The sequence below is a fragment of the Luteibacter sp. GL_149 genome, from assembly GCF_057834065.1.
Window position 1 is genome coordinate 1,138,827 of sequence record NZ_CM174395.1, and the last position, 13,759, is coordinate 1,152,585.

A 13,759-nucleotide genomic window follows, 5' to 3' on the forward strand; every position below is an offset into this window, starting at 1 on the left:
TCCAGAGGTTTTTGAGTCATGGCAAAGGGTAAGTTCGAACGCACCAAACCGCATGTCAACGTCGGCACCATCGGTCACGTCGACCATGGCAAGACCACGCTGACGGCAGCGCTGACCAAGATCGGCGCAGAGCGCTTCGGTGGCGAGTTCAAGGGTTACGACCAGATCGACGCGGCTCCGGAAGAGAAGGCTCGTGGTATCACGATCTCGACCGCCCACGTGGAATACGAATCGGCTGCGCGTCACTATGCGCACGTCGATTGCCCGGGCCACGCCGACTATGTGAAGAACATGATCACGGGTGCGGCGCAGATGGACGGCGCGATCCTGGTTTGCTCGGCTGCCGACGGCCCGATGCCGCAGACCCGCGAGCACATCCTGCTCTCGCGTCAGGTCGGCGTGCCGTACATCCTTGTGTACCTTAACAAGGCTGACCTGGTCGACGACGCCGAGCTCCTCGAGCTCGTCGAAATGGAAGTGCGCGAACTGCTGTCGAAGTACGACTTCCCGGGCGACGACACCCCGATCATCTCGGGTTCGGCGCGTAAGGCGCTCGAGGGCGATCAGTCCGAAGTCGGCGTGCCGTCGATCATCAAGCTCGTCGATGCGCTCGACACCTGGATCCCGACGCCGGAACGCGACGTCGACAAGACCTTCCTGATGCCGGTTGAGGACGTGTTCTCGATCTCGGGTCGCGGCACCGTTGTCACGGGTCGTATCGAGCGTGGCATCATCAAGGTTGGCGACGAAATCGAAGTCGTCGGTATCCGCGACACGCAGAAGACGACCGTCACCGGCGTCGAGATGTTCCGCAAGCTCCTCGATCAGGGTCAGGCGGGCGACAACGCCGGTCTGCTGCTGCGTGGTCTGAAGCGTGACGACGTCCAGCGCGGTCAGGTTCTGGCCAAGCCGGGCTCGATCAAGCCGCATACCGAGTTCGAAGCCGAAGTCTACGTTCTGTCGAAGGACGAAGGCGGCCGTCACACGCCGTTCTTCAACAACTACCGTCCGCAGTTCTACTTCCGCACGACCGATGTCACCGGCGCTTGCAAGCTGCCGGAAGGCATTGAGATGGTGATGCCGGGCGACAACGTGAAGATGACGGTGACCCTGATTCACCCGATTGCCATGGACGACGGCCTGCGTTTCGCGATTCGCGAAGGTGGCCGTACTGTTGGCGCCGGCGTGGTTGCCAAGATCGTCAAGTAAATAGCGGATCCTGGCTGGCCAGTTAGGCAGCCTGACTGCAAGGGCGGGGGCGAAAGCCTCCGCCTTTTTTTATGGGCGGATAATGTGGTTGAAATAAAAGCTTGTCTTTTAATTTTCAGCGATGTATATTCGACGAGTTATGTGTCACCTGCCTTAAGTGGAGAGGGTGGCCACACCGCGAAATGAGGTGCACGGATGTGCTTCGAGTTCGCTTACATGGATTGTTGCGGGAGTTCCGGGTCAACAGGGCGTCAGCCCCGTTGACGGTGGCGTTCGCGCATTTTATACTTTTCTGTCTGGGCGGGCCGATATCTCGGTCTGCCCAGCATTTTAGGGCCGGCTTCGGTGCTTTGAAGGCACTCGACGCTGGTCCGTTGTTGTAACTGCAGTGCAATGGTTGTGCGGAGCGGTGAGAAGCCACTCCGTTTACAGAATGTTCTTTCGATAACAGGACACGGTTTTTATGGCGAACCAAAAGATTCGCATTCGGCTCAAGGCGTTCGATCATCGTCTGATCGACCGTTCGGCCAGCGAAATCGTCGAGACGGCCAAGCGCACTGGCGCCACGGTCCTCGGCCCGATCCCGCTGCCGACCAAGATTGAGCGCTACACCATTCTGGTGTCGCCGCACGTCGACAAAGATGCCCGCGACCAGTACGAGACCCGTACGCATAAGCGCGTTCTGGACATCGTCGACCCCAATGACAAGACCGTGGACGCGCTCATGAAGCTCGATCTTGCCGCCGGTGTCGACGTGCAGATCAAGCTCGGTTGAGCGAATTACAGGATACGAAGATGAGTATCGGACTGGTTGGCCGCAAATGCGGCATGAGCCGGCTCTTCACTGAAGACGGCCGCTCGATTCCGGTGACGCTGATTGAAGCGACCCCGAATCGTGTGACGCAAGTGAAGACCGAAGAAAATGACGGCTATTCCGCGGTGCAGGTCACCACGGGTGTGAAGCGTGCCTCGCTTCTCACGCAGCCGGCGAAGGGTCACTACGCCAAGGCTAAAGTTGAGCCGGGTCGTGGCCTGTGGGAATTCCGCGTTACCGCGGACGACGCTGGCAAGTATGCCGTCGGCACCGAGATCAAGGCGGACGATGTTTTCTCCGTCGGGCAGACGGTCGACGTCGCCGGTGTGTCGAAGGGTAAGGGCTTCCAGGGCACCATTAAGCGTCACCATTTCAAAATGGGCGACGCCACGCACGGTAACTCGCTGTCGCATCGCGCCCCTGGCTCGATCGGCCAGCGCCAGACGCCGGGCCGCGTGTTTCCTGGTAAGAAGATGTCGGGCCACATGGGTGCGGTCAATCGCACCAGTCAGGGCCTGGAAGTGGTCAAGGTCGACGCCGAGCGTCACCTGATCGCTGTCAAGGGTGCTGTCCCGGGCGCGCCTGGCGGTGACGTTGTCATCCGTCCGACGACCAAGGGTTGAGGAGAGACGCCATGGAACTCAATGTTATTGGCGCCAAGTCGCTCAGCGTGTCGGACGAAGTGTTCGGCGGTGAGTACAAGAAGGCCCTAGTTCACCAGGTCGTGACTGCCTACCAGGCGGGTGGCCGTGCCGGTACCAAGGCACAGCTGTCGCGCGGTGAGATGTCCGGTACGACCAAGAAGTTCAAGAAGCAGAAGGGCGGCGGCGCTCGTCACGGCGATTACCGCGCTCCGATCTTCGTCGGCGGTGGTGTCACCTTCGCCGCGAAGCCGCGCAGCTTCGAGCAGAAAGTCAATCGCAAGGCCTATCGCGTCGCGATCCGTTCCATCATTGCCGAGCTGTGCCGTCAGGATCGTCTGAAGGTCGTCTCCGAGCTGTCGATGGAAGCCCCGAGCACCAAGGGGATGATTGCCAAGCTGGCCGAGCTGGAAGTGAAGGGTCGCGTTCTGCTGGTGTCGGAAGACTCCACCGAAGCGCTCTACCTTTCCGCACGCAATATTCCGTATATCCACGTCGTTGACGTGCTGGCCCTGAATCCGGTCAGCCTGGTCGGTTCCGACTACGTCGTCATGACGGTGGATGCGGTCAAGAAGGTCGAGGAGTGGCTGGCATGAGCAACGAACGCACCCTTAATACGCTGCGCGCGCCGCACATTTCCGAAAAGGCTGCCCGCCTTGCAGAAAACAACCAGTACGTTTTCGTGGTAGCCCCCGAAGCGACCAAGGCCGATGTCCGTGCCGCCGTGGAACACCTTTTCTCCGTCAAGGTAGAAACCGTGAACCTGGTGAACACCAAGGGCAAGGTCAAGTCGTTCCGTTTCCGCGCTGGCAGCCGCCAGGGGAAGCGTAAGGCCTACGTGCGCCTCGCCGACGGTCACACGATCGACGTGTCGGCCAAGGCTTGAGCCCAGGAGTTGAATTGAGATGGCACTGATCACTCACAAGCCGACCTCGCCGGGACGTCGCGACGCTGTCAGCGTACGTACCGAAGGTCTGCACAAGGGCGCACCTTACGCGCCCCTGACCGAATCGCAGTCGAAGTCTGGCGGTCGTAACCATTACGGTCGCATTACCGTTCGCCATCGTGGCGGCGGTCATAAGCAGGCTTACCGCATCATCGATTTCAAGCGCGATAAAGAAAGCATCGCGGCTGTTGTCGAGCGTATCGAATACGATCCGAACCGCACGGCGCACATCGCGCTGCTGTGCTACGCCGACGGCGAACGCCGTTACATCATCGCGCCGAAGGGCGTGGCGGTGGGCGATCGTCTCGTGTCGGGCGCCGACGCTCCCATCAAGGCCGGCAACTGCCTTCCGCTTCGTGCGATTCCGGTCGGTTCGACGATCCACTGCATCGAGATGAAGCCGGGCAAGGGTGCGCAGATCGCACGCTCCGCCGGTGCATCGGTCCAGCTGGTCGCTCGCGAACAGGGTTATGCCACGCTGCGTCTTCGCTCCGGCGAAATGCGTCGCGTGCCGGTCGAATGCCGCGCCACCATCGGTGAAGTCGGTAACTCGGAACACAGCCTGCGCAAGCTCGGCAAAGCCGGCAAAAAGCGTTGGATGGGTATCCGTCCGACCGTCCGCGGTGTCGTCATGAACCCGGTCGACCATCCGCATGGCGGTGGTGAAGGTAAGACCTCCGGCGGCCGTCATCCGGTCAGCCCGTGGGGTACCCCGACCAAGGGTTACAAGACGCGCAATAACAAGCGCACCCAGCAGTTCATCGTGCGTCGTCGCAAGTAATTAGGAAACGATCATGTCGCGCTCTCTAAAAAAAGGTCCGTTCGTCGACCTGCACCTCTTCAAAAAGGTGGAAGCCGCCGTTTCCGCCAATAACAAGCGTCCGATCAAGACCTGGTCGCGTCGTTCGATGATTCTGCCGGAGATGGTCGGTCTGACCATCGCCATCCATAACGGCCGCCAGCACGTGCCTGTGTTGATCAACGAGAACATGGTCGGGCACAAGCTCGGCGAGTTCGCGGTGACCCGCACGTACAAGGGTCACGCCGGCGACAAGAAGGGCAAGTGATGAGCACTGAAGCCAAAGCGATCCTGCGCAGCGCCCGCATTTCGGCGCAGAAGGCACGCCTGGTGGCTGACCTGGTCCGCGGTCTCCCCGTGGGTCGAGCCAGCGACGTGCTTGCCTTCACCAACAAGAAAGCCGCACTCCTTGTTCGCAAGGTGCTGCTGTCCGCCGTTGCCAACGCCGAAAACAATCTCGGCGCCGACGTGGACGAGCTTAAGGTGGCCCGCATCTTTGTCGACGAAGGTCCGGCGATGAAGCGTATGTATGCCCGCGCCAAAGGCCGCGGTTCGCGCATCCTGAAGCGCACCAGCCACATCACTGTGGTTGTTGGCAACTGACTGGGGTAAGACACGATGGGTCATAAAGTTCATCCCACCGGTATCCGCCTCGGCATTGCCAAGGACTGGAACTCGAAGTGGTACGCCAATAAGGGCGAATATGCGGTGTATCTCGCAGCCGACCTCAAGGTCCGCGAGATGCTTCGCAAGAAGCTCGCCGCCGCCGGTATCTCGAAGATCCAGATCGAGCGTCCGGCCAAGACCGCCCGCGTGACGATTCACACCGCCCGTCCGGGCGTTGTGATCGGCAAGAAGGGCGAGGACATCGAGAAGCTGCGCAAGGAAGTCACCGACATGATGGGCGTTCCGACGCACATCAACGTCAGCGAAGTCCGGAAGCCGGAGCTCGATGCCCAGCTTGTCGCCGAATCGATCGCTCAGCAGCTCGAGCGTCGCATCATGTTCCGTCGCGCTATGAAGCGGTCGGTCGGCAATGCCATGCGCCTCGGCGCCCTGGGCATCAAGATCAACGTTTCCGGTCGCTTGAACGGTGCTGAAATCGCCCGCTCCGAGTGGAGCCGTGAAGGTCGCGTTCCGCTGCATACCCTGCGCGCGGACATCGACTACGGCACCGCCGAAGCCAAGACCACCTACGGCATCATCGGTGTCAAGGTGTGGATCTATAAGGGCGAGATCTTCGACCTTGCGGCAGCATCGCAAGAATCGAAGGAAGAACAGCAGCCTCAGCAGCCGCGTCGCGAGGGTGGTGAAAACCGCCGCGAGCGGACTGCCAAGTAAGGAGCGTTGCCATGTTGCAACCTAAGCGTACCAAGTACCGCAAGATGCATAAGGGCCGTAATGACGGCCTGGCATACAATTCCAACCTCGTGAGCTTTGGCGAGTACGGCCTCAAGGCGACGACCCACGGTCAGTTGACCGCTCGTCAGATCGAAGCCGCTCGTCGTTGCATCACGCGCTTTGTAAAGCGTGGCGGCAAGCTCTGGATCCGCGTGTTCCCGGACAAGCCGATCACCCGTAAACCCATCGAAGTTCGAATGGGTGCAGGTAAGGGTAGCGTCGAGTTCTGGGTCGCTCCGATCCAGCCTGGTCGCATGCTTTATGAAATCGAGGGTGTCGACGAGACGACGGCACGCGAAGCGTTCCGTCTGGCGGCAGCCAAATTGTCCGTGCAGACTCAGTTCGTCTCCAGGGCGGTGATGTAATGGCCACGAAAGAAATCAAAGAGAAGTCGGCGGAAGAGCTGAAACAGCACCTGCTGGACCTTCGCAAGGAGCAGTTCAATCTGCGCATGCAGAAGGGCTCCGGTCAGCTTACGCAGCCGCACCAGCTACGCCGCGTTCGGCGTGACATCGCCCGCACGAAGTTTGTGCTCGGCGGCAAGAAGTAAGGACGGCGAACATGAGCGATAACACGAAGACGGCGCGCACCCTGACGGGCCGCGTCACTAGCAACAAGATGGACCACACGGTAACGGTTCTGGTCGAGCGCCAGGTGCAGCACGCACTGCTCGGCAAGATCCTTCGCCGCTCCACGAAGCTCCACGCACATGACGAGACCGGTGCGAAAGAGGGTGACCTGGTGCGTATCGCCGAGTGCCGTCCGCTGTCGAAGACCAAGCATCACCGCGTGGTCGAAATCATCACGCGCGCCAAAGTCTAAGAGGAGGTGCAGCCATGATTCAGATGCAAAGCACGCTCTCCGCAGCGGATAACAGCGGCGCCAAAGAATTGATGTGCATCAAGGTGCTCGGCGGCTCCAAGCGCCGTTACGCCAGCGTCGGCGATGTCATCAAGGTCACCGTGAAGGATGCAATTCCCCGCGGTAAGGTGAAGAAGGGTGAGGTGTACAACGCCGTGGTGGTTCGTACCGCCAAGGGTGTCCGCCGCGCCGATGGTTCGCTGATCCGTTTCGACGGTAACGCGGCCGTGCTCCTCAACAACAAGCTCGAGCCGATCGGCACCCGTATCTTCGGACCGGTCACTCGCGAGCTGCGTACCGAGAAGTTCATGAAGATCGTCTCGCTCGCGCCCGAAGTGCTCTGAGCGGAGACCAGACATGAACCGTATCCGCAAGGGTGACCACGTCGTCGTGCTCACCGGTAAAAACAAGGGGCAGCGCGGTGACGTGCTGCGCGTGGATGGCGATCGCGTTGTCGTGCAGAACGTCAACCTGATCAAGCGTCACACGAAGCCGAATCCGCAGGCCAACCAGCCGGGCGGTATCGTCGAGCGTGAAGCGTCGATCCACATTTCCAATGTACAGCTCTTCAACTCCGCCACGAACAAGGGCGAGCGCATCGGCACCAAGACGCTCGAGGACGGGCGCAAAGTGCGCGTGTTCGTCTCTGGCGAAGTGGTCGACGCGTAAGGAACCGAAGTCATGACCCGCCTTGAAACGTTTTACAAAGAGTCGGTAATGCAGAAGCTCACTGAGCGCTTCGGTTACCAGAATGTGATGCAGGTTCCCCGCATCACGAAAGTCACGCTGAACATGGGCGTGGGTGAAGCCGCAGGCAACAAGAAGATTCTTGAGAATGCCGTGGCCGACATGGCGAAGATCGCCGGTCAGAAGCCGATCACGACGAAGGCGCGCGTTTCCGTCGCCTCCTTCAAGATCCGCGACGGCTGGCCGATCGGTTGCAAGGTCACCCTGCGCCGTGCCCAGATGTGGGAATTCCTGGATCGCCTGATCAACATCTCGTTGCCGCGTACTCGCGACTTCCGTGGTGTCTCGGGTCGTGCTTTCGATGGCCGTGGTAACTACAACTTCGGTATCAAAGAGCAGATCATCTTCCCGGAAATCGACTTCGATCAGGTTGACGCGCTGCGCGGTATGGATATCTCCATCACCACGACCGCCAAGACCGACGAAGAAGCCAAAGCGCTGCTGGAAGCTTTCAGCTTCCCGTTCCGCAACTGATTACAGGTAGAACATGGCTAAGACCTCAATGATCGAGCGCGACATCAAGCGCACGAAGATCGTCAAGAAGTACGCCGCCAAGCGCGCCGAACTGAAGGCGATTGTTCTGAGCGCGACGGCGTCGTACGACGAGAAGATGGAAGCCCAGACCAAGCTGCAGAAGCTTCCGCGTGATGCCAGCCCGGTTCGTCAGCGTAATCGCTGCGCACTGACTGGTCGTCCGCGTGGCGTCTACAGCAAGTTCGGCCTGGGCCGTAATAAGCTTCGTGAAGCCACCATGCGCGGCGACGTGCCGGGGCTTCGCAAGGCTAGCTGGTAAAAAGTCGCCTTTGGCGACATAAGCTGTTATAGTCGTCGGTCTGCGCAAGGCAGGCCGACGTCTGTCGGCTATACAATTTGATACTCCGGTAATTCGGATATCGGTGCACTCTCAAGGGTTTTATCTATGAGCATGACTGATCCCATCGCCGATCTGTTTACGCGCATCCGCAATGCCCAGGCTTCGGGCAAGCAGGTTGTACGTATGCCGTCGTCGAAAATGAAGCTGGCCCTGGCCAAGCTTCTCCAGAACGAAGGCTTTGTCCTCGACGCCAAGACCGCTGACGAAGCGGGCAAGCCGGTGCTCGAAATCAAGCTGAAATATTTCGAAGGCCGTCCGGCCATTGAGACGATTGCCCGTGTCAGCCGCTCGGGCCTCCGCGTTTACCGCGGCAAGGACGAGCTGCCGAAGGTCCTCGGTGGCCTGGGTATTTCGATCATCTCGACATCCGCTGGTCTGCTGACCGACGCACAGGCCCGCTCGCGCGGTCTGGGCGGCGAAGTCATCGGCCAGGTGGCATAAGGAGTCCGGTATGTCACGTGTTGCCAAGAAACAGATTTCCCTGCCCAAGGGCGTTGAAGTCTCGGTCGATGCCTCCGGCACGACCACCGTCAAGGGGCCGAAGGGCGCTCTGACGACGCACGCGCTGCCGGGCGTTAGCCTGCAGCAGGACAACGGTATCGTGAACATCGTCGTCGCCGAAGGCGCTGACGACAAGTTCGGTGGTACCGCCCGCGCGCTGATCGCGAACATGGTCACCGGTGTGTCGCAGGGCTTCGAGCGCAAGCTCGAGCTCGTCGGCGTCGGCTACCGTGCCGCGCTCGCCGGCAAGACCCTGAACCTGTCGCTCGGGTATTCGCACCCGGTCGTGTTCGATGCGCCGGAAGGCATCACCATCGAAGTCCCGACGCAGACGGAAGTCCTTGTAAAGGGCGCCGACAAGCAGCTGGTGGGGCAGGTTGCCGCGAAGATCCGTGGGTACCGCAAGCCGGAGCCGTATAAGGGCAAGGGCGTGCGTTACAGCGGCGAGAAGATCCTGCTGAAGGAAGCCAAGAAGGCCTAATCGGCCTATCCGCTTCCTGGAGATGACACGATGAACAAGAACGAATCCCGCCTGCGTCGCGCCAAGTCCACCCGTGCCCACATCCGTGAGCTCGCTGTGGCCCGCTTGAGCGTGCATCGCACCGGTCAACACCTTTACGCGCAGGTCTTCGCGCCGAACGGTACCGTCCTCGCCGCGGCTTCCACGCTGCAGAAGTCGGTTGCCGAAGGTCTGAAGAGCAAGAAGAACCTCGAAGCAGCGACGGCCGTTGGCAAGATCGTTGCCGAACGCGCCATTGCAGCGGGCGTCCAGTCCGTCGCTTTCGATCGTTCGGGTTTCCGTTACCACGGTCGTATTAAGGCTCTTGCCGAAGCGGCTCGTGAGGCTGGTCTCAAGTTCTAAGAGACCTGGCCGTGACGCCGGCCTCTGGCCGGCGTCACCCGATGTACCTACAACTCCAAGCGGCTTAAGCCGTAATGAAGTCCCGGATACCCGGGCGTAACAGGAAAAGAGATGTCCTCGACAGATCGCGAAAATTCGGACGGCATGCTTGAAAAGCTGATCGCCGTCAACCGCGTGGCCAAGACCGTCAAGGGTGGCCGCCAGATGAGCTTCACCGCGCTGACGGTAGTTGGCGACGGCGAAGGTCGCGTTGGTTTCGGTTATGGCAAGGCACGTGAAGTGCCGGTCGCCATTTCCAAAGCCATGGAACGTGCCCGTCGCAACATGGTGTCCATCGAACTCAACAACGGTACGCTCTGGTACGCCATCAAGGCCAACCACGGCGCAGCCCGCGTTTACATGCAGCCTGCTTCCGAGGGTACCGGCGTCATCGCCGGCGGCGCGATGCGCGCTGTCCTCGAAGTGGTCGGCGTGAAGAACGTCCTTGCCAAGGCCGTCGGTTCGCGCAACCCGATCAATCTGGTTCGCGCAACGATCAAGGGCCTGCAGGCCGTAGCTTCGCCGAAGCGTATCGCCGCCAAGCGTGGCAAGACGATCGAAGAGGTTCTGGGCAATGGCTAAGAAGAACGAAATCGCTGCTAACGCAACCGTCAAGGTCCGCCTCGTCAAGGGGCTGCGCGGTGTGCAGGGTCGTCATCGTCTGAGCGTCAAGGCTCTCGGTCTGAGCAAGATCAACGATGTGCGCGAACTGAAAGATAGCCCCCAGGTCCGTGGTCTCATCAATACGGTTTATTACCTGGTTCGGGTCGAGGAGTAAGCATCATGCGCCTTAATACACTCAAGCCCGGCAAGGGTTCCCGCAAGACCAAGCTGCGCGTCGGTCGCGGTATTGGCTCCGGCCTCGGCAAGACTGCCGGTCGTGGTCACAAGGGTCAGCACGCTCGCGCCGGTAACACGCATCGCGTCGGTTTCGAAGGCGGTCAGATGCCGCTGCAGCGTCGTCTTCCGAAGGTGGGCTTCCGCTCGCTGAAGAAGGCCGACACGCAGCAGGTCATGCTGTATCAGCTGGCTTCGATCAAGGCCGACACCATCGATCTGATCGCTCTTCACGCCGCCGGTCTCGTGACCAGCCGTGCGAAGAAGGTCAAGATCGTCCTCAAGGGCGAAATCACCCGGGCTGTAAAGCTCTCGGGCGTTCTCGCCACCGCCGGCGCCAAGGCAGCTATTGAAGCTGCCGGCGGCAGCGTGGAGTAATCAGGTGGCAGCAGCGCAGGGCAATACGCTCGGCTCGCTGGGCAAACTGACGGAACTCCGCCAGCGCATCTTTTTCCTTATCGGTGCGCTGATTGTCTTCCGGCTCGGTTCGTTCATCCCCGTGCCGGGTGTGAATCCCGAGGCTATGACCAGCCTCATCGAGCAGGGTGGCGGTCTCCTGAACATGGTCAACATGTTCTCGGGCGGTTCGCTGTCGCGCTTCTCGGTATTCGCGCTTGGCGTGGTTCCGTACATCTCCGCGTCCATCGTCGTTCAGATGATGGGCTCGGTGATTCCCAGTCTTCAGCAGCTTCGCAAGGAAGGCGAATCCGGTCGTCGCAAGATGACCATGTATACGCGCTTCGGTACCGTCGGGCTGGCGGCCTTTCAGGCCTTCGGCATCGCGGTCGCCCTGCAGAAGCAGGTCGCCGTGGGTGGTGCTCCGGTCGTCTACATGCCGGGAGCCGGCTTCGTCATGGCGTCTGTGGTCGGCCTCACCGCCGGCACGATGTTCCTGATGTGGCTTGGCGAGCAGATTACGGAGCGGGGCATCGGTAACGGTATTTCGATGCTGATCTTCGCTGGTATCGTCGCTGGACTGCCGGGTGCGATCGCGCACACGCTGACCATGGCGAACAACGGCGAGCTGTCCGTGTTGAAGTTGCTCATGGTCACGGCGCTGATTCTGGCGGTCACGGCCTTCGTGGTGTTCATGGAGCGCGCCCAGAGGCGTATTACCGTGAACTATGCACGGAAGCAGGGCGGGCAGCGTCAGTACATGAACCAGACGTCGCATCTGCCGCTCAAGATCAATATGGCGGGTGTGATTCCGCCGATTTTCGCGACCAGCTTGCTGCTTTTTCCGGCAACGGCCGCAACGTGGTTCGGCAGTGCGCATCAGTCCCGCTGGTTGCAGTGGCTGACGACGGCGCTGAGCCCGGGTGAACCGGTGCACGATCTGGTTTTTGCGGTGCTGGTGATTGCTTTCGCCTTCTTCTATACGGCGATTGTGTTCAACGCGCAGGAAACGGCCGACAACCTCAAACGTTCGGGCGCGCTGATTCCGGGCATCCGTCCGGGTCGTGCCACGGCCGACTACATCGATGGCGTCATGACCCGGCTTACCGGTGTTGGCGCGCTCTACATCGTATTGGTCTGTCTGGTACCGACGTTCATGCAGAACGCTTGGCACGTACCGTTCTATTTCGGCGGCACTTCGCTGCTGATCGTGGTGGTGGTGGTGATGGACTTTACGGCTCAGGTCCAGGCCCATCTTGTCAGCCACCAGTACGAGAGTCTGCTCAAGAAGTCCAATCTGCGTCGGGGTTGACCCCGGCGCAGGTCCCAGGTAGGGAAGGTCGCGGCGCCCAGCGCCGCAGGGCTTTCCGTTTAGGTTAATTCAGGTTAGAATTGCGCGTTTACCGCGCACGAAACGCATCGGAGACAGTACATCATGGCGCGCATCGCGGGTGTCAATTTGCCGGTCCAGAAGCATGTCTGGGTTGGTTTGCAGAGCATTTTCGGTATCGGCCGTTCGCGGGCGAAGAAGGTTTGCGTGGATGCGGGCGTGGTTCCCACCACCCCCATCAAATCGCTGAGCGAGGGCGAGGTGGAGAAAATCCGCGCCGAAATCGCTAAGTACACCGTCGAGGGCGACCTCCGCCGCGAAGTCGGCATGGCCGTCAAGCGTCTGATGGATCTCGGCTGCTACCGTGGCTTGCGCCACCGTCGTGGCCTGCCGGTGCGCGGTCAGCGCACGCGTACCAACGCCCGTACCCGTAAGGGTCCGCGTCGTCCGATCAAGAAGTAACGGATACCGATTATGGCTAAGCCGGTTAAAACCAAGAAGAAGATCAAGCGCGTCGTCACGGATGCCGTGGCCCACGTGCAGGCTTCTTTCAATAACACGATCGTTACGATCACCGACCGCCAGGGCAATGCCCTGTCGTGGGCGACGGCTGGCGGCGCGGGTTTCCGCGGTTCGCGTAAGTCGACGCCGTTCGCTGCCCAGGTTGCCGCCGAAAAGGCTGGCCGCGCTGCAGGCGACTACGGTGTGAAGACGGTTGAAGTTCGCATCAAGGGCCCTGGCCCGGGCCGTGAGTCGGCCGTGCGTTCCCTGAATGCGTTGGGCTACAAAGTGCTCAACATCATTGACGTCACGCCGATTCCGCATAACGGCTGCCGTCCCCCCAAGAAGCGTCGAGTCTAAGGAGCATAACCATGGCCCGTTATCGTGGAGCTACCTGCAAACTGGCGCGTCGTGAGGGTGCCGACCTCGGTCTGAAGAGCCCGGCCCGCGCGCTGGATTCCAAGTGCAAGCTTGAAAACAAGCCCGGTCAGCATGGCGCCAACAAGCGCGCCCGTCTGTCCGATTACGCGGTTCAGCTGCGTGAGAAGCAGAAGGTCAAGCGCATCTACGGCGTGCTGGAACGTCAGTTCAGCAACTACTACGTCAAGGCATCGACCCAGAAGGGCAATACGGGTGAGAACCTGCTGCGCCTGCTGGAAAGCCGCCTCGACAATGTCGTCTATCGCATGGGTTTCGCGGTCACCCGCGCCCAGGCCCGTCAGCTCGTTGCCCATAAGGCCGTGACGGTGAACGGCAAGAAGGTCAACGTTCCTTCGTACAACGTCCGTCCGGGCGACGAAGTTTCGCTGACCGAAAAGGCCCGCGCCCAGTTGCGCGTGCAAGAAGCCGCTACCGTCTACGACACGATGGACCTTCGTCCGTCGTGGGTCGAAGTCGACAGCAAGAAGTTCGCTGGTACGTTCAAGGCAGTGCCGGATCGCGGCGACCTGCCGGCCGACATCAACGAAGCCCTGATCGTCGAGCTTTACTCGAAGTAATCC

Annotated in this window: 26 protein-coding genes; all 26 read left to right on the plus strand. The window is 60.5% G+C overall.

All coding sequences use genetic code 11. The features are described from left to right. The first annotated feature begins 18 nt into the window (after positions 1-18). On the plus strand, positions 19-1,209 hold the full coding sequence (gene tuf, locus AC3IR3_RS05070; protein WP_489195909.1) for an elongation factor Tu: 1,191 nt from the start codon (positions 19-21) through the stop codon (positions 1,207-1,209). A 463-nt stretch (positions 1,210-1,672) separates the two neighbouring features. Beyond that, a complete protein-coding gene (gene rpsJ / locus AC3IR3_RS05075) occupies positions 1,673-1,984 on the plus strand; it encodes a 30S ribosomal protein S10 (RefSeq protein ID WP_014402136.1) in 312 nt (103 codons plus the stop codon). A 20-nt stretch (positions 1,985-2,004) separates the two neighbouring features. Then, on the plus strand, positions 2,005-2,646 hold the full coding sequence (rplC, locus tag AC3IR3_RS05080) for a 50S ribosomal protein L3 (RefSeq protein WP_132146676.1): 642 nt from the start codon (positions 2,005-2,007) through the stop codon (positions 2,644-2,646). Between the two features lie 11 nt (positions 2,647-2,657). Continuing rightward, positions 2,658-3,260 carry a 50S ribosomal protein L4 gene (gene rplD / locus AC3IR3_RS05085; protein WP_132146673.1) on the plus strand — a complete coding sequence of 201 codons (603 nt, stop codon included), beginning with the start codon at positions 2,658-2,660 and terminating at the stop codon, positions 3,258-3,260. After that, positions 3,257-3,550 (plus strand): 50S ribosomal protein L23, encoded by a 294-nt coding sequence (gene rplW, locus AC3IR3_RS05090; protein WP_132146670.1) that lies wholly within the window; start codon positions 3,257-3,259, stop codon positions 3,548-3,550. Before rplD ends, rplW begins: the two co-directional genes overlap by 4 nt. A 19-nt stretch (positions 3,551-3,569) precedes the next feature. Beyond that, positions 3,570-4,391 carry a 50S ribosomal protein L2 gene (gene rplB / locus AC3IR3_RS05095; protein WP_132146667.1) on the plus strand — a complete coding sequence of 274 codons (822 nt, stop codon included), beginning with the start codon at positions 3,570-3,572 and terminating at the stop codon, positions 4,389-4,391. Between the two features lie 13 nt (positions 4,392-4,404). Beyond that, positions 4,405-4,677: a 30S ribosomal protein S19 gene (gene rpsS, locus AC3IR3_RS05100; RefSeq protein ID WP_132146664.1), complete on the plus strand. Its 273-nt coding sequence runs from the start codon at positions 4,405-4,407 to the stop codon at positions 4,675-4,677. Further along, positions 4,677-5,012, plus strand: a complete 336-nt coding sequence (gene rplV / locus AC3IR3_RS05105; protein WP_132146661.1) for a 50S ribosomal protein L22 — start codon at positions 4,677-4,679, stop codon at positions 5,010-5,012. The genes rpsS and rplV overlap by 1 nt, the downstream gene beginning before the upstream one ends. 15 nt (positions 5,013-5,027) lie before the next feature. Continuing rightward, positions 5,028-5,750, plus strand: a complete 723-nt coding sequence (rpsC, locus tag AC3IR3_RS05110) for a 30S ribosomal protein S3 (RefSeq protein ID WP_132146658.1) — start codon at positions 5,028-5,030, stop codon at positions 5,748-5,750. Between the two features lie 11 nt (positions 5,751-5,761). Further along, complete coding sequence (gene rplP, locus AC3IR3_RS05115; protein ID WP_132146655.1) at positions 5,762-6,175, plus strand: 50S ribosomal protein L16; 414 nt, start codon at positions 5,762-5,764, stop codon at positions 6,173-6,175. Further along, positions 6,175-6,360, plus strand: coding sequence for a 50S ribosomal protein L29 (gene rpmC / locus AC3IR3_RS05120; protein ID WP_132146652.1), 186 nt, complete (start codon positions 6,175-6,177; stop codon positions 6,358-6,360). The genes rplP and rpmC overlap by 1 nt, the downstream gene beginning before the upstream one ends. An 11-nt stretch (positions 6,361-6,371) precedes the next feature. Beyond that, entirely contained in the window at positions 6,372-6,632 is a 261-nt protein-coding gene (gene rpsQ / locus AC3IR3_RS05125) for a 30S ribosomal protein S17 (RefSeq protein ID WP_489195910.1), read from the plus strand. Positions 6,633-6,646: 14 nt separating this feature from the next. Next, positions 6,647-7,015 (plus strand): 50S ribosomal protein L14, encoded by a 369-nt coding sequence (gene rplN / locus AC3IR3_RS05130; RefSeq protein WP_132146646.1) that lies wholly within the window; start codon positions 6,647-6,649, stop codon positions 7,013-7,015. Between the two features lie 13 nt (positions 7,016-7,028). After that, complete coding sequence (gene rplX / locus AC3IR3_RS05135; RefSeq protein WP_489195911.1) at positions 7,029-7,340, plus strand: 50S ribosomal protein L24; 312 nt, start codon at positions 7,029-7,031, stop codon at positions 7,338-7,340. Positions 7,341-7,352: 12 nt separating this feature from the next. Then, positions 7,353-7,892: a 50S ribosomal protein L5 gene (gene rplE / locus AC3IR3_RS05140; RefSeq protein ID WP_489195912.1), complete on the plus strand. Its 540-nt coding sequence runs from the start codon at positions 7,353-7,355 to the stop codon at positions 7,890-7,892. Positions 7,893-7,905: 13 nt separating this feature from the next. After that, positions 7,906-8,211 (plus strand): 30S ribosomal protein S14, encoded by a 306-nt coding sequence (gene rpsN, locus AC3IR3_RS05145; RefSeq protein WP_489195913.1) that lies wholly within the window; start codon positions 7,906-7,908, stop codon positions 8,209-8,211. A gap of 126 nt (positions 8,212-8,337) precedes the next feature. After that, positions 8,338-8,733, plus strand: a complete 396-nt coding sequence (gene rpsH, locus AC3IR3_RS05150) for a 30S ribosomal protein S8 (protein ID WP_489195914.1) — start codon at positions 8,338-8,340, stop codon at positions 8,731-8,733. A 10-nt stretch (positions 8,734-8,743) separates the two neighbouring features. Next, complete coding sequence (gene rplF, locus AC3IR3_RS05155) at positions 8,744-9,274, plus strand: 50S ribosomal protein L6 (protein ID WP_489195915.1); 531 nt, start codon at positions 8,744-8,746, stop codon at positions 9,272-9,274. A gap of 30 nt (positions 9,275-9,304) precedes the next feature. Continuing rightward, positions 9,305-9,655 carry a 50S ribosomal protein L18 gene (gene rplR / locus AC3IR3_RS05160; RefSeq protein WP_489195916.1) on the plus strand — a complete coding sequence of 117 codons (351 nt, stop codon included), beginning with the start codon at positions 9,305-9,307 and terminating at the stop codon, positions 9,653-9,655. A 111-nt stretch (positions 9,656-9,766) separates the two neighbouring features. After that, positions 9,767-10,276, plus strand: a complete 510-nt coding sequence (gene rpsE, locus AC3IR3_RS05165) for a 30S ribosomal protein S5 (RefSeq protein WP_132146625.1) — start codon at positions 9,767-9,769, stop codon at positions 10,274-10,276. Next, on the plus strand, positions 10,269-10,472 hold the full coding sequence (gene rpmD, locus AC3IR3_RS05170) for a 50S ribosomal protein L30 (protein WP_489195917.1): 204 nt from the start codon (positions 10,269-10,271) through the stop codon (positions 10,470-10,472). Before rpsE ends, rpmD begins: the two co-directional genes overlap by 8 nt. Before the next feature lie 5 nt (positions 10,473-10,477). Further along, positions 10,478-10,909, plus strand: coding sequence for a 50S ribosomal protein L15 (gene rplO, locus AC3IR3_RS05175; protein WP_132146619.1), 432 nt, complete (start codon positions 10,478-10,480; stop codon positions 10,907-10,909). 4 nt (positions 10,910-10,913) lie between these two features. Then, positions 10,914-12,239 carry a preprotein translocase subunit SecY gene (gene secY, locus AC3IR3_RS05180; RefSeq protein ID WP_489195918.1) on the plus strand — a complete coding sequence of 442 codons (1,326 nt, stop codon included), beginning with the start codon at positions 10,914-10,916 and terminating at the stop codon, positions 12,237-12,239. A gap of 123 nt (positions 12,240-12,362) precedes the next feature. After that, positions 12,363-12,719 (plus strand): 30S ribosomal protein S13, encoded by a 357-nt coding sequence (rpsM, locus tag AC3IR3_RS05185; protein WP_132146612.1) that lies wholly within the window; start codon positions 12,363-12,365, stop codon positions 12,717-12,719. A 12-nt stretch (positions 12,720-12,731) separates the two neighbouring features. Continuing rightward, complete coding sequence (rpsK, locus tag AC3IR3_RS05190; protein WP_007513384.1) at positions 12,732-13,118, plus strand: 30S ribosomal protein S11; 387 nt, start codon at positions 12,732-12,734, stop codon at positions 13,116-13,118. Between the two features lie 11 nt (positions 13,119-13,129). Further along, positions 13,130-13,756: a 30S ribosomal protein S4 gene (gene rpsD / locus AC3IR3_RS05195; protein WP_132146609.1), complete on the plus strand. Its 627-nt coding sequence runs from the start codon at positions 13,130-13,132 to the stop codon at positions 13,754-13,756. The last annotated feature ends 3 nt before the right edge of the window (positions 13,757-13,759 follow it).

Excerpts from the sequence above, each read along its gene's own strand:
- tuf (WP_489195909.1), top strand. The coding sequence starts at position 19 with ATGGCAAAGGGTAAGTTCGAACGCACCAAACCGCATGTCAACGTCGGC.
- rpsJ (WP_014402136.1), top strand. The coding sequence starts at position 1,673 with ATGGCGAACCAAAAGATTCGCATTCGGCTCAAGGCGTTCGATCATCGT.
- rplC (WP_132146676.1), top strand. The coding sequence starts at position 2,005 with ATGAGTATCGGACTGGTTGGCCGCAAATGCGGCATGAGCCGGCTCTTC.
- rplD (WP_132146673.1), top strand. The coding sequence starts at position 2,658 with ATGGAACTCAATGTTATTGGCGCCAAGTCGCTCAGCGTGTCGGACGAA.
- rplW (WP_132146670.1), top strand. The coding sequence starts at position 3,257 with ATGAGCAACGAACGCACCCTTAATACGCTGCGCGCGCCGCACATTTCC.
- rplB (WP_132146667.1), top strand. The coding sequence starts at position 3,570 with ATGGCACTGATCACTCACAAGCCGACCTCGCCGGGACGTCGCGACGCT.
- rpsS (WP_132146664.1), top strand. The coding sequence starts at position 4,405 with ATGTCGCGCTCTCTAAAAAAAGGTCCGTTCGTCGACCTGCACCTCTTC.
- rplV (WP_132146661.1), top strand. The coding sequence starts at position 4,677 with ATGAGCACTGAAGCCAAAGCGATCCTGCGCAGCGCCCGCATTTCGGCG.
- rpsC (WP_132146658.1), top strand. The coding sequence starts at position 5,028 with ATGGGTCATAAAGTTCATCCCACCGGTATCCGCCTCGGCATTGCCAAG.
- rplP (WP_132146655.1), top strand. The coding sequence starts at position 5,762 with ATGTTGCAACCTAAGCGTACCAAGTACCGCAAGATGCATAAGGGCCGT.
- rpmC (WP_132146652.1), top strand. The coding sequence starts at position 6,175 with ATGGCCACGAAAGAAATCAAAGAGAAGTCGGCGGAAGAGCTGAAACAG.
- rpsQ (WP_489195910.1), top strand. The coding sequence starts at position 6,372 with ATGAGCGATAACACGAAGACGGCGCGCACCCTGACGGGCCGCGTCACT.
- rplN (WP_132146646.1), top strand. The coding sequence starts at position 6,647 with ATGATTCAGATGCAAAGCACGCTCTCCGCAGCGGATAACAGCGGCGCC.
- rplX (WP_489195911.1), top strand. The coding sequence starts at position 7,029 with ATGAACCGTATCCGCAAGGGTGACCACGTCGTCGTGCTCACCGGTAAA.
- rplE (WP_489195912.1), top strand. The coding sequence starts at position 7,353 with ATGACCCGCCTTGAAACGTTTTACAAAGAGTCGGTAATGCAGAAGCTC.
- rpsN (WP_489195913.1), top strand. The coding sequence starts at position 7,906 with ATGGCTAAGACCTCAATGATCGAGCGCGACATCAAGCGCACGAAGATC.
- rpsH (WP_489195914.1), top strand. The coding sequence starts at position 8,338 with ATGAGCATGACTGATCCCATCGCCGATCTGTTTACGCGCATCCGCAAT.
- rplF (WP_489195915.1), top strand. The coding sequence starts at position 8,744 with ATGTCACGTGTTGCCAAGAAACAGATTTCCCTGCCCAAGGGCGTTGAA.
- rplR (WP_489195916.1), top strand. The coding sequence starts at position 9,305 with ATGAACAAGAACGAATCCCGCCTGCGTCGCGCCAAGTCCACCCGTGCC.
- rpsE (WP_132146625.1), top strand. The coding sequence starts at position 9,767 with ATGTCCTCGACAGATCGCGAAAATTCGGACGGCATGCTTGAAAAGCTG.
- rpmD (WP_489195917.1), top strand. The coding sequence starts at position 10,269 with ATGGCTAAGAAGAACGAAATCGCTGCTAACGCAACCGTCAAGGTCCGC.
- rplO (WP_132146619.1), top strand. The coding sequence starts at position 10,478 with ATGCGCCTTAATACACTCAAGCCCGGCAAGGGTTCCCGCAAGACCAAG.
- rpsM (WP_132146612.1), top strand. The coding sequence starts at position 12,363 with ATGGCGCGCATCGCGGGTGTCAATTTGCCGGTCCAGAAGCATGTCTGG.
- rpsK (WP_007513384.1), top strand. The coding sequence starts at position 12,732 with ATGGCTAAGCCGGTTAAAACCAAGAAGAAGATCAAGCGCGTCGTCACG.
- rpsD (WP_132146609.1), top strand. The coding sequence starts at position 13,130 with ATGGCCCGTTATCGTGGAGCTACCTGCAAACTGGCGCGTCGTGAGGGT.